General features: G+C 45.1%; 10 protein-coding genes. 5 read left to right on the top strand and 5 right to left on the bottom strand.

Annotation, left to right across the window (positions count from 1 at the left end; genetic code table 11):
- Window positions 1-156 precede the first annotated feature (156 nt).
- From DTQ70_RS21230 to uvrA, 3 genes are all read left to right on the top strand, one after another.
- On the top strand, window positions 157-1116 hold the full coding sequence (locus DTQ70_RS21230) for a fasciclin domain-containing protein (protein WP_122932671.1): 960 nt from the start codon (window positions 157-159) through the stop codon (window positions 1114-1116).
- A 109-nt stretch (window positions 1117-1225) separates the two neighbouring features.
- Window positions 1226-1642 carry a CBS domain-containing protein gene (locus tag DTQ70_RS21225; RefSeq protein WP_122932670.1) on the top strand — a complete coding sequence of 139 codons (417 nt, stop codon included), beginning with the start codon at window positions 1226-1228 and terminating at the stop codon, window positions 1640-1642.
- Between the two features lie 147 nt (window positions 1643-1789).
- Window positions 1790-4675: an excinuclease ABC subunit UvrA gene (gene uvrA / locus DTQ70_RS21220; RefSeq protein ID WP_122932669.1), complete on the top strand. Its 2886-nt coding sequence runs from the start codon at window positions 1790-1792 to the stop codon at window positions 4673-4675.
- 6 nt (window positions 4676-4681) lie between these two features.
- Here uvrA and DTQ70_RS21215 read toward each other — a convergent pair whose 3' ends face one another.
- From DTQ70_RS21215 to DTQ70_RS21205, 3 genes are read right to left on the bottom strand one after another with little or no spacing between them, the layout of a single operon-like run.
- On the bottom strand, window positions 4682-5470 hold the full coding sequence (locus tag DTQ70_RS21215; protein WP_122932668.1) for a hypothetical protein: 789 nt from the start codon (window positions 5468-5470) through the stop codon (window positions 4682-4684).
- A gap of 2 nt (window positions 5471-5472) precedes the next feature.
- The gene (locus DTQ70_RS21210; RefSeq protein WP_122932667.1) at window positions 5473-6075 is read right to left on the bottom strand and encodes a Uma2 family endonuclease; all 603 of its coding nucleotides are present in this window, start codon (window positions 6073-6075) and stop codon (window positions 5473-5475) included.
- 27 nt (window positions 6076-6102) lie between these two features.
- Window positions 6103-7254 (bottom strand): ribonuclease D, encoded by a 1152-nt coding sequence (locus DTQ70_RS21205; RefSeq protein WP_122932666.1) that lies wholly within the window; start codon window positions 7252-7254, stop codon window positions 6103-6105.
- Between the two features lie 164 nt (window positions 7255-7418).
- On the opposite strand from DTQ70_RS21205, the gene clpB reads away from it, so the two are divergent.
- On the top strand, window positions 7419-10049 hold the full coding sequence (gene clpB, locus DTQ70_RS21200) for an ATP-dependent chaperone ClpB (RefSeq protein ID WP_122932665.1): 2631 nt from the start codon (window positions 7419-7421) through the stop codon (window positions 10047-10049).
- A gap of 39 nt (window positions 10050-10088) precedes the next feature.
- Here the strand turns inward: clpB and DTQ70_RS21195 are convergent, their stop codons facing one another.
- Together DTQ70_RS21195 and DTQ70_RS21190 are read right to left on the bottom strand one after the other, a co-directional pair.
- Window positions 10089-10958, bottom strand: coding sequence for a lipoprotein signal peptidase (locus DTQ70_RS21195; protein WP_122932664.1), 870 nt, complete (start codon window positions 10956-10958; stop codon window positions 10089-10091).
- 57 nt (window positions 10959-11015) lie between these two features.
- Window positions 11016-12224 (bottom strand): proline dehydrogenase family protein, encoded by a 1209-nt coding sequence (locus DTQ70_RS21190; protein WP_122932663.1) that lies wholly within the window; start codon window positions 12222-12224, stop codon window positions 11016-11018.
- A 170-nt stretch (window positions 12225-12394) separates the two neighbouring features.
- Between DTQ70_RS21190 and DTQ70_RS21185 the strand changes: the two genes are divergently transcribed.
- Window positions 12395-13492, top strand: coding sequence for a chorismate mutase (locus tag DTQ70_RS21185; protein ID WP_122932662.1), 1098 nt, complete (start codon window positions 12395-12397; stop codon window positions 13490-13492).
- Window positions 13493-13600: the final 108 nt, after the last annotated feature.

Below are 13600 nucleotides of genomic sequence, written 5' to 3'. Positions count from 1 at the left end.
GTTTTCGACTTGTTCGAAAGCCCTATTTTTTTGCTTGAGCCTATTATTTGTTTAATTTTTTTTAGTAAAAGTTAAACAATTTGCCTTAGACAAAAAGTTATATAGGTGTTTTTAAACAATTATCTACCCATTCCATTTTCAAACTTTTTTCAAACTATGAACATCTATTGGAAAACACTCAAAACAGTTTCACTGGCATTGACAGTTTTAGTGAGCAGCCTCTTCTTAATGAGCTGTGAGAAAGATGAGCCTACTTCCAACACCATTACTGACGTAGTTCTTCAAAACAATGACTTCACAATCTTACGGGCAGCTGTGAGCCGTGCTGGACTAGCCGATGCGTTGCGGGCAGGTACTTTGACCGTTTTTGCACCAAACGATGCAGCATTTACGGCGTCTGGATTAGACCTTGCCACGGTTAATGGTTTGGATGTAAATACGCTCAAAGCGGTGTTGCAGTACCACGTTTTAGCAACAAAAAACCTTTCAACCGACCTCCCTACGGCAAGCAACACAGAAGTGACTACGTTGAGTGGAGGAAAAGCGTACATTACGAAAGGCACTGGCGGGGTGTCTATCAACGGAGCTCGAGTAGTAGCCGCTGATGTCGCTGCTGACAACGGGGTTATCCATGTAATCAACCGCGTTTTGTTGCCACCTGCGGGCAACTTGCTCCAAGTGGCGCAGGGAAATACCAACTTTACGTTTTTGGTAGCGGCGCTCAACAAAGTGATTCAAGCAAATCCAGCAGTGGGTGCAACGGTAACTGCCGTGTTAACAGGTAGCTCGCCTTACACAGTATTTGCTCCTACCAATGCGGCCTTTCAAGCTACTCCGTTCAACAGCATTGATGCGATTAATGCAGCAAGCGGCGCTACTTTGACTACCTTGACCAACGTATTGCTTGCCCACGTTGTAGCTGGCCGAGTTTTTTCTACCAACCTCGTAGCAGGTACAGTTGCGTCGGCAGGCCAAGCACCACTTACCGTGACATTGGGTTCGACAGTACAAGTGCGTGGAGCTGGAAACGGAACAAACAATGCCACAGTCACTTCGGCTGATGTTGTTGCTACCAACGGCGTTATTCACGTTATTGACCGCGTGATACTACCATAAGCGATTTTTGGGAAACATGATTAAAAGCAGGGTAAAACGGTAGTATTGGTCATAAAGGTTCTGTCAAAAAGAGGGTACTATTGTTCATCACAATAAATCAATCCTCCCAATGAAAAGAAGAGAACCAATTTCGCACATCATGACCAAAAACGTAGCCACTGTTCAAGTTTCCGACGATTTGCATGATGTTATTGACTTAGTAAAGAAAAACCACATTCGACACGTTCCAGTATTGGAAGGCCACGACGTGGTGGGAATCATCAGCAGTACCGACATCAATCGTTTGACCTTCAGTTCGTTGTTTGAAAATCAAGAAGGCGCGGACGAAGCCATTTTGGAAATGTTGAGTATTTCACAAGTAATGACCCAGAAACCTCGTACGGTAGAGGCAGCTTTGAGTATTAGAGAAGTGGCAGAAATTCTAGCTTCGGAAGAATACCACGCCTTGCCAGTTATAGAAAATGGTCAACTCGTTGGAATTGTGACCACTACGGACGTCATTAAGTACTTATTGGAACAATACTAGCAGTCAATCAAACATTCTTTCGGTCGGAGCAGTTTGTCAAGAGACAAATTGCTCCGATTTTTTGTTATAACCCCAGAACTCACCTCAGCGATTGTTAGTATATCGGAGCCGTTTTCCCTACTTTTGTGAGTTTTGCAAACCAGCCCAATGAATCAAACGACAAGTAATCCGACTGTATCTTCTTCTGATTTTGAAGGACTAGACCCCAAAAAATTTATCCTCATCAAAGGAGCGCGAGTAAATAATCTCAAAAATATTGATGTGGCCATTCCACGAAACAAACTCGTTGTTGTAACGGGTGTGTCGGGGTCGGGCAAATCATCGTTGGCGTTCGATACACTTTTTGCCGAAGGCCAGCGCATGTACGTCGAAAGCTTGAGCAGTTATGCCCGTCAGTTTTTGGGGAGAATGGAAAAGCCCGAAGTGGATTACATCAAGGGAATCTCGCCTGCGGTAGCCATCGAACAGAAAGTCAATACCCGAAATCCACGCTCAACGGTGGGGACGACCACTGAAATCTACGATTATTTGAAATTACTTTTTGCCCGAATTGGGGTAACTCACTCGCCTATTTCGGGAGAAATTGTGCGCAAAGACACGGTGACCGACGTGGTCAATTACCTCATGGGCCACGAGGAAGGGACGCGGGCAATGGTTTTGGCGCCGCTTATCATCAAAGAAAATCGTACGCTCGAACAAGAATTAACCATTCTACTTTCCAAAGGCTATACGCGAATCGTGGTAAGTGACGAAACACGTTCGATTGAGGAACTACTGGAAGAAGGCAACGTTGAAGGAGCTTTGGAGGGAACGGAGCTATTTATTTTGGTGGACCGAGCGGCCATTAAGCACGAGGACGAAGATACGCTTTTCCGTCTTTCGGATTCGGTACAAACGGCCTTTTTTGAAGGAGAAGGGTTGTGCTGGATAAAAGTGGTCGGCGGAGAAAAACGTTCGTTTTCTGATAAGTTTGAATTAGATGGGCTAAAATTTGAAGAACCTAGCGTTAATCTTTTCAGCTTTAATAACCCTTACGGCGCTTGCAAACGCTGCGAAGGTTTTGGAAAAGTACTGGGGCTAGACCCCGAACTGGTGATTCCCGATAAAAATCTTTCGGTATTTGAGGGAGCAATTGCCCCTTGGCGTTCCGAAAAAATGAGCGAATGGTTAGCGCCTTTGCTTCGTCACGGTATCCGTTTTGATTTCCCCATCCATCGTGCTTATAAAGATTTAACCGAAGACCAGAAAGCGTTACTTTGGACGGGAAATAGCTATTTTGAGGGTCTAACGGCCTTTTTTGACCATTTAGAATCGCAGACGCACAAAGTACAATACCGTGTGATGTTGTCGCGATACCGAGGTCGAACCAACTGCCCCGAATGTCGAGGCTCTCGTTTGCGTCAGGATGCGAGTTACGTAAAAATAAATGGTACTTCCATTACTGACTTGGTTTTGATGCCAATTTCGGAGGTGTTACAATTTTTCCAAAACCTCACTTTACCCGATTTTCAATACGGCGTGGCCAAACGAATTTTGATTGAAATTGAAAACCGTTTGGAATACATGAACCGCGTGGGGCTAGGTTATTTGACGCTCAACCGTCTTACTAATTCGCTTTCAGGCGGAGAATTTCAACGGATTAAGTTGGCAACGTCATTGGGTAGTGCCTTGGTAGGTTCAATGTACATTTTGGACGAACCAAGCATTGGCCTTCACCCGCGTGATACCCGAAAGTTAGTAAGTGTGTTGGAGTCACTGCGCGACATGGGCAATACCGTAATTGTGGTTGAACACGAGGAAGAAGTCATGCGCGCCGCCGATCAAATCATCGACATCGGCCCAGATGCAGGAAATTTGGGTGGAGAAGTGGTTTGGCAGGGGAGTTGGGAGGAAATTAATAATGACGAATTACGAGGACAGAACGACGACCAAGTACCTGTATCCCACACCATCGATTTCCTCACAGGCCGCGACCAAGTACCAGTTCCCACCTTCCGTCGGAAAGCGACGCATTGGTTGGAGTTGACGGGAGCCAAAGAAAATAACCTGAAAGACGTGGACGTGAAATTTCCGTTGGGGACGCTGACGGTCGTGACGGGGGTGTCGGGTTCGGGAAAATCGACGCTGATTCGGAAGATTTTATTCCCCGCCTTGGCTCGCGTAAAAGGAGAATACAACGAAGATGCGGGCAAATACGCCAACCTGACGGGGAGCGTTGAGCGAATTGATAACTTAGAAATGGTGGATCAAAATCCCATCGGAAAATCGTCTCGTTCCAATCCCGTTACGTACATCAAAGCTTATGATTACATTCGCCAAATGATGAGCGATGTGCCCTTGGCCAAAGCCAGGGGGTACAAACCTTCTCATTTCTCTTTCAACGTCGAGGGTGGGCGCTGCGAAACCTGCCAAGGTGAAGGTCAAGTAAAAATTGAAATGCAGTTCATGGCCGATATTTACCTCAAATGTGAAGGTTGTGGTGGAAAGCGTTTCAAACAAGAAGTGCTGGATGTCCGCTATCAACGTCCCGATGGAAACTCAGCTGATATTTCGGATATTTTAAATATGACGATTGACGAAGCCATTGAGTTCTTCCAGCAAGAAGAACCTAAATTGGCCGATCGTCTTCAACCATTGAAAGACGTGGGGCTGGGATACATCAAGCTGGGGCAATCTTCTAATACCCTTTCAGGAGGTGAAGCCCAACGGGTAAAACTGGCCTTCTTCTTGAGCAAATCGAACCCTAATCAAGGGCGTTCGCTCTTTATTTTTGACGAACCGACCACGGGGCTCCATTTTCACGACATTCAAAAACTGTTAAAATCCATCAATGCGCTGGTCAATCAGGGAGATACCGTGATTGTTATTGAGCACAACGTCGAAGTCATAAAATCGGCCGATTGGATCATTGATTTGGGGCCAGAAGGGGGAGACAAGGGCGGCTACATTACGTTTGCGGGTACGCCTGAGAGTATGTTGGCGCTAGAAAATAACTACACGGCTGAGTTTTTGAAACTAAAAATGAACCCATAAAATGGATTACGGCTGTTTATGAGCTTCTAACTGTTGATAAACGTCTTGAAAATCACGGCCATCACGGAGGTGTTTGATGAGAGCGGGGATGGCAGGTTGTCCTGCGGCGGCGAGCCAGCGAGACACTTCCATTCCCGAAGTCATATAGGCCAACATAACACGGCCTTCAGGACCCGTAAAAAAGCCGCGCATTGAGCTAATTTCGGTAAGCGTGAGCGTGACCTGCCCCCCGTTTGAGATATAATCACATTCATCTTTGTAATCTAAGTAGCGCTGGGCGGGAGGATTGTTTTCTACAAAACGATAATCAACCATCAAAGCAAGCCCTTCGTTGAACCACTGCGGAATTTGCTGGGTAGTTTTCCACCAACCGAGCCGCGTAAAGAGTTCATCGTGACACATTTCGTGGGCGATAACGTCGGTATTGATACCGTCCAAATTGAGTACCACATAAGAAGCGCCCCACGGTGTGCCAATGCTACAACCTGCTCCTTCGTCGCTGTGGCAAAACTTTGCATATTCTTGCGGGTCGTAGCAAACAATGATCGTAGGGTTCCCCTGTCGGCCGCCCCAAAAGCTTTGAATTCGTTTTTCGGCTTCTGCCACTACTTTTTGGGCGTATTGGTGGTGTTTGGGAAAGGATTTTGGACTGACGTAAAAGTGAGCGTTGAGTGCTTTAAAATCAGAATAACCAACCCATTGGCAATACCAAACCTGCGGAAACAAGACAAAATAACTGATGAAGCCAGCGGCTATAACGCCTACCAACCCAAACGCAAGCCGATGAATTTTCATGTTTATAATTCTACATTCATCTTAGCTAAATAGGCCCCAATATTTATGGAGATGTCATTGAGGAGTAAGACATCTTTGTTCCAATTGATGATGCGCCAGTCTTGGTGAGGTTCTGCTACGATAATAGTCTGGGTGGAAGTTAATACCCATAAAACCCTTTCAACCCCAAAATCAAGAAGCTTTTGCGTTTTTCGGGTGAGGTATTCATTGTCAGTAAAATGCGTATTGTCAATCTGAATATCTACTTCTATTTGTACAATTGGTGGTATATTAAAGTAATATTTGTCAAATTTTGTTATTTGTTCTGTTTTATAAACCAACAAATCAGCTGATAGATTATTTGAATGATCTAAATGCAATCCGACTTCTCCCGAAAAAACAAAAAAAGAATTTTCATCAAGAAACTTTAGTAAAATCCGCTGTATGTAATTGATGACAAGTGTTTGAAGGCTACTGCTGCCCATGATATTCTCGAATGTATGCTGTCCAAATAGTACCTTTCGATAGTTTTTATAGTACACTTCTTTCCCGTCGAGGACCTCTTTGATGAGAAACTCAGGAACTTTTCTAAGACGTTTGGGTCGTTGAACGGGAGTAGTTGTCATAACCAAATATAAAAACTAATTATGAATTTAACAAAAAGCGGAAACATCAATAGAAAGCGCCGAAGCAGCCTCGCGGATGATGGCTTGCTGAAACGGTGGACCAATGTCGGTCAGTTTCAATTCTCCCGCGATAAGCGTACTAATGACCTCATTGCTGAGAATATAAGGAACAAAAAGCGACCCGTATTTTTCTTCAATCCAACGCTTCATCGGTAAAAAGGTTCCTTCGCGCAGGGCGTTGCTTCGGGTGGCGCGTTGCTGCATTTCGGCAAATTCTTGCGGACTGGGTTTTACCCGTTCTTGTAGAAGTTGGCGCTTCGTTCCCTCGGCTTTGGCTTGGTGGATAACTTGTTTGAGTTGGTCCACTGCCCAAGGAGTTTGCATACGCGGATTTAATCCTTTTAACTGTAGCCAGTTGGTGAGCGTTGTTGGGTCAACGAGGATTTGGTGTACTTGCGCATCGGTAAGTATTTGGTAAGTTGGCTTTCCAAAACGACGCGCTTGCTCATCGCGAAAACGATATAATTCACTTAAAATATGTTGGTCAAACGGGCTAAAATCGCGCTGTTCTTTGGAGCTCAAAAAGGTATTGCGTGTTTTGGGAACGTAGCTTTTGTTTTCCAAAAACACCATGCTTTGCTGAAACCATTCCCAGCGTTCTTGCTGCTGAAGGCGTTCGGTTAATTTGTCGCGAAGTTCAAGAAGATAAATGACGTCGTTGGCCGCATACTCAAGCTGCAAATCGGAGAGCGGGCGTTTGAGCCAATTACTTTGTTGCTTTTTCTTACTAGATTCAATCCCTAGTACTTCACCCAAGACACTTGCCAAGCCAATTTTTTCAAAACAAAGCAGCTTAGTGGCCACGCTTGTATCGAAAATATTACGGGGGGAGCATCCGTGAAGATAAAGTAGACGAAAATCCTCGCCACTGTCGTGTATTACTTTTTCAACGGCAGGATTTTCAACCACGCGCCATAGCGCCGACAAGTCTTTTACCTCAAAGGGGTCAATCAAATAACACGCATCGGGGGTAGCTACTTGAAACAAACAAAGGGTAAAGCCATAGGCATAATGATTGTTATCAAATTCAGTATCAATCGCTATGGCTGGGAAGTGGTTTAATCGCTCAATGGCACGCTCAAACTCCGCTTGTGTATGAATAAAAATGGGACTCGACATAGTGCCAAAATTACGAATAAATCCGCCATTTTGTCTATAATTTTTGATTTAACGGGCAAAATGATGCCAAAATTTCCGCTTTTAGGCATCGGCATGAGAATTTTAAAATTATTGTCAACGAACCAATTAACCAACAGCAGAACCCGTGCACAAGCACCGAAGCCATGAACTTTAATCAATATACCATCAAAGCCCAAGAAGTTGTTCAACACGCTGTGCAAATTGCTCAGGGCAAGCAGCAGCAAGTTGTTGAAACGGGACACATTCTAAAAGCAATTTTGGAAGAAGATCCTAACACGTCGCAGTTTTTAGCCAAAAAACTGAATGTCGCACTCCCAAATGTCAATACAAGACTTGAAACCATCATCAACGGTTATCCGCGCGTAGCAGGCTCGGCCAATACCGAATACCTTAGCAACGACCTCAACGCCACGTTTCAAAAGGCACAAAGCTATCTGAAAGAATTTAATGACGAATATGTAAGCGTAGAACTCCTCCTAGTGGGTTTATCGGCGGGCAAAGACAGCACCGCTCAACTCATGAAAGAGGTGGGATTAAAAGAAAAAGAATTAGTAGCAGCTATCAAAGAATTAAGAGGGAAGAATAATCCAGTGAAAGACCAAAATGCCGAAGCTAAGTACCGTTCTTTGGAACGATACAGCAAAAACTTAAATCAATTGGCACGCTCGGGCAAGATTGACCCCGTCATTGGGCGCGACGACGAAATCCGTCGGGTGCTTCAAATCTTGGCGCGTCGTACCAAAAACAACCCCATGCTTTTGGGTGAACCAGGGGTAGGAAAAACGGCCATCGTAGAGGGCCTAGCGCAACGGATTGTACAGGGCGACGTACCCGAGCAGTTGAAAGAAAAAGAAATTGTCTCGCTCGACATGGGCTTGCTCATTGCGGGTGCCAAATACAAAGGGGAATTTGAAGAGCGTTTGAAGGCGGTCATCAAAGAAGTGACCGATTCGGAAGGCCAAATTATTTTATTTATTGACGAAATCCACACGCTCATCGGGGCGGGGGCGGGCGGTGAGGGCGCCATGGACGCTGCCAACTTACTCAAGCCTGCCCTCGCGCGGGGCGAACTCCATACCATCGGTGCCACTACCATCAAAGAGTACCAAAAGTACATTGAGAAAGACAAAGCGCTGGAGCGCCGTTTTCAGGTAGTGACCGTCGATGAACCCAATGAGGCGGATGCGATTAGTATCTTGCGGGGTATCAAAGACAAGTACGAACTCCACCACGGAGTGCGCATTCAGGACGATGCGGTCATTGCGGCCGTTGAGCTGTCGAGCCGTTATATTTCTGATCGCTTTTTGCCCGATAAAGCCATTGACCTAATGGACGAGGCGGCGGCGAAGTTGCGTTTAGAAATGGATTCGGTTCCCGAAGAACTTGACGATTTGAACCGCCGCATTATGCAGTTAGAGATTGAGAGAGAGGCGATTCGACGGGAGAATGACAAAGAAAAAGAAGCCAGACTTAATAAAGAATTGGCGGATTTGAACGAAGAACGAAGCGCTTTTAAAGCCCAATGGGAGTTAGAAAAAGGGAAAATCAGCGAACTCCGCGCGTTAAAAGAGCAATTGGAACAACTTCGCCTCGAAGCAGAACAAGCCGAACGGGCAGGAGATTATGGAAAAGTAGCTGAACTTCGTTACGGTAAAATCCCCGAAATTGAAAAACGTTTGGGGGAAAGTGGTCAGCAATCAATTAGCGGTGAGCAGTTGATTCAAGAGGAAGTAACGGCCGAAAATATTGCAGAAGTAGTTGCCAAATGGACGGGTATTCCAGTAAGTAAAATGCTCCAAAGTGAGCGTGAAAAATTACTTAATTTGGAATCCGAACTTCAAAAACGCGTAGCAGGTCAAGAGGAAGCCATTGAAGCAGTAGCCGACGCGGTACGTCGTTCGAGAGCAGGTTTGCAAGACCCCAAACGCCCGATTGGTAGTTTTCTATTCCTTGGGCCAACGGGGGTTGGTAAGACAGAGTTAGCCAAGACTTTGGCAAATTACCTGTTCAACGACGACAATGCCATGGTGCGCATTGACATGAGTGAATACCAAGAGCGCCATACCGTAAGTCGTTTGGTGGGAGCGCCTCCAGGTTACGTGGGCTATGATGAAGGTGGGCAGTTGACTGAAGCCGTGCGTCGTAAACCATACAGTGTGATTTTGCTGGACGAAATCGAAAAAGCACACCCTGACGTTTGGAACGTGATGTTACAAGTTTTGGACGATGGACGGTTGACGGACAACAAAGGCCGCTTGGCCAATTTCAAGAACACCATCATCATCATGACGTCCAATATTGGTAGCGAAATCATCATGGAGAAGTTCAAAGAAGCGGGCAATAAAGTTGAAAAGGGTTGGAAGCTGTACTTCAAAGAAGAAGCTAAAAACGATGTTTTAGGCTTACTGAAACAGTCAGTTAGGCCAGAGTTTTTGAACCGTATTGACGAAGTTGTGCTCTTTGACCCACTTGGACGAGATAATTTGAAACAAATTGTTCGGATTCAGTTCAACCACATCAAAGACTTGTTGGCCGAGCAAGGAGTGACCTTGGATGCTACTGATGAAGCTTTGGTGAAACTTTCAGAAGAAGGATATGACCCAGCGTTTGGAGCAAGACCTCTGAAACGGGTTTTACAGCGCCGAATTTTGAACGAGTTATCGAAACAGATTCTCTCGGGAAAAATTCAAAAAGACGCCGTCATCATGATGGAACTCAATGAAGAAGGCGAAGTAGTCTTTGAGAATATTTCGGAGGCAAAAATAGAGGTGTAAGTAAGAGGAAACAAAAAAGGGGCTGAAAAGCCCCTTTTTTTATGAATTAGTATCTTTATCTGGATTAGAAACGTGCCCTTCCGCGAGGGGAGTTTCTGAAGTAGGCTGAACTTCTTCAGCTGGTTCAGAAGGAGTCTCTTGAGTGGGGTCTTCGTTTTCGGTTAAATTGTTACTTTCTAGCTCTGAGCTTTCGCTGACCTCTGTAAGTTGTTCAGTGGCAATGGCATCGGTAGTCGCTACGACTGCTTCGTCTGTGGGATTTTCTATTGCGATAGCTTCCGTTGTTTCGTCGCTTTCTACTTCATCTTGTGGTTCGTCCAAACGTGGGAAAAATGTTCCTTGGAAAATAAGGATGATACACACGCCAACGAAAATACAAGCATCGGCGAAGTTAAAGATAGGCGTTGTGTAGTACTGGCCACCCCATACAGGTACCCATTCAGGTACAAAACCTTCCCAGAAATCGACAAAAACCATGTCAATCACTTGCCCATGAAACCAAGGTGTAGGTGAGCCGTAGGGTGCATTGCCAATAAGCACGCCGTAAAAAATACTATCAATGAGGTTGCCGATAGCACCTGCTAAAATCATAGCCATGGCCCAAAGCAACCCGCTTGCAGCACCACGCACCGAGAGCCGCACGATGTACCAAGCAATAAATACCATTGCCCCCAAACGAAAAGTAGTTAAAAATAACTTGCCGTATTCGTGGTCGATTTGCATTCCAAAGGCCATACCTGGATTGGTGACGTAATAGAGCTTAAACCAATCACCAATGAGACGGACTTGACCTGCAAAACCAGGTGCCATATAATGATGGACGAGCAACTTAGACGCTTGATCTACCGCAATCAGTAGAAGGGCAAACAAAAAAAACTTGAGTGGGTTTCTGGCGGTATGACTCGTCATTCAGCTATCAATTATCTGGTGTAACCTGTGTTGGGTAAATGGGTTGCGTCGGCAAATTTACTGAGAAATTCGTTGTTGATGACGTCTTTCTACTTCGCGTTTCACTAATAAATACTCACGACTACTTTGGCCTGCTATCGATTTATTTTCTTCAGCACGGCGGAACAAGTAAGGCATGACTGTTTCTACAGGGCCATAAGGCACGTATTTGGCGACGTTATAGCCTGCATTGGCCAAATTATAAGAAATATTGTCGCTCATGCCTAGGAGTTGGGCAAACCAAACGTGCGGGTCGTTGTGCGGAATATGGAGTTTTTCCATTGATTCGATGCAAAGTTGGCAGCTATGTTCGTTGTGCGTTCCCAAACAAATGGAAATAACGTCACGGTTTTCAAGACAAAATTCGAGCGCTTTGTTGTAGTCGCGGTCGGTGTCTTCTTTGGTCGCATGAATAGGGTCTTGGTACTCATTTTCGTATGCACGCAGACGTTCTTTCTCAAAGTATGCACCTCTTACGAGTTTTACTCCCAACAAATAACCCGCTGCTTTGGCTTCACGCGTGGCTTTTTTGAGGTTTTCAAGCATATCGTGGCGGTACATCTGAAACGTGTTATAGACGATGGGCGTCTGGGTATTATATTTTTTCATGCCATCGTAAGCCAGTTGGTCAATGACATTTTGAATCCAGCTTTCTTCCGCATCCACAAAAATCTTAACGTTCAAATCGGCTGCTTTCTTGCACAAAACATCCACGCGTTGCTTAATGCGCTCAAAAGCTTGTTGTTCTGAGGGGTTAAGCTCTTCGCCCGCCTGAATTTTTTCCATCAGGGGAGTTGAACCAACGCCAGTTACCTTGAAAACCGAGAACGGAATGGCTTTGTTATTTGATGCTTTTTCGATAGTTAGCGAAATTTCGTTAGCAGTTTTGTCAAAACTCTTTTCGTCGTCTTCTCCCTCGACAGAGTAGTCTAAAATTGTGCCGACGTTGGATTTTGCCAAATTTTGTATGGTTTTTTCGCATTCTTTAATATTTTCTCCCCCGCAAAATTGGTTAAATAAAGTAGTTTTTATGAGATTCTTGACGGGCAATCTCAACAAAAGAGAGAGTTTTATAAAAAAAGTTCCTAATTTTACAAGCCAAACCTGATTCATCATCGAGAATAACCAATAGGTTTTCTTGAGTTGGCCGTTGGACTTGGACGAAAATGCGACCGAAGTGTCATCAAACGAAACACCCGTTTTGGGTGATACAACACTTAAAGGCATAGTAGTAGTGTTTTGTTGATAAATGAAATTGTACGTTCCGAATCGTCGGATTTTCAAGGGATTATCCCCATGACGCGGCGGACTGTCAAAACGGTTGCAAAATTACGAAGATTTAATCGCTTTCAAATTGTTACTATAGATTGTTGTACTAATTAATTTTTTTCTCAGTTATGGGTGCCACCTTAGACATTTTACCGATGAGCTCGTGGGTTGATACGGGAGGAAAGCCGCTCGTCATCGCAGGACCATGTAGTGCCGAAACAGAAGACCAAGTGCGCGATACCGTTCGTCAAATCAAAGCAGAAGGATATGCCAACGTAATCAGAGCGGGGGTATGGAAACCTCGTACTCGTCCAGGCAGCTTTGAAGGAATGGGTGAAGCAGCGTTGCCTTGGTTGGTAGATGCTAAACAAGAAACTGGATTGCCTATTGCCGTTGAAGTAGCAACGCCTCAGCACATTGAGCTTGCACTCAAATACGGCGTCGATATTTTGTGGGTAGGTGCTCGTACCACCGTTAACCCATTCAACGTTCAAGACCTGGCCGATGCGCTTCAAGGAGTGGATGTGCCTGTACTTATCAAAAACCCAGTAAACCCTGACCTAGCGTTGTGGATTGGTGCGTTTGAGCGTATCAACCGTGCTGGTATCAAGAAACTGGGGGCGATTCACCGTGGTTTTTCAAATGCGCAAGAAACAAAATATCGTAACTCACCCATGTGGAACATTGCCATCGAACTCAAAACGATGTTCCCTGAGCTTCCGATGATTGGCGACCCAAGCCACATGGCAGGTAAGCGTGCGTATTTGTTTGAGTTGGCACAACGTGCATTAGACTTGAACTACGATGGTTTGATTATTGAATCTCACCGTGACCCAGACAAAGCATGGTCGGATGCCTCTCAGCAATTGACTCCGCAGGCGTTGGGCGAAATGCTTCACGAGTTGCACATTCGTAAAGCAGAATACGGTACTGACTACCAAGGCCAATTGGAAAACCTTCGTAGTAAGCTTGATAACCTTGACCGCGAATTGCTCGAAATTTTGGGCACTCGTATGTCGTTGGTGGAGCAATTGGGCGAATACAAGCGTGATAACAACGTTGCAGTTCTTCAAATGGATCGTTGGAGACAACTTCGTAAAAACCGCGCTGATTTAGGTAAACAGCTCAATTTGTACCCAGATTTCGTGGAAGAGTTGTTTGAGTTGATTCACATGGCTTCCATTCGTAAGCAAACAGAAGTGATGAACAACGTTCCTAGCGCTTAATCAAAGCATCGCAAAAGCGTCGATTCCATGGTTGGTTTTTGGCGTGAAAAATAAACTAAAAAGCCTCTTCCCAAAAAAGAAGGGGTTTTTTTACGTCAATTCATCGGC

It is taken from the genome of Runella sp. SP2, from assembly GCF_003711225.1.
Lineage (GTDB): Bacteria > Bacteroidota > Bacteroidia > Cytophagales > Spirosomataceae > Runella.
This window is presented reverse-complemented; position numbering and strand designations above follow the sequence as displayed.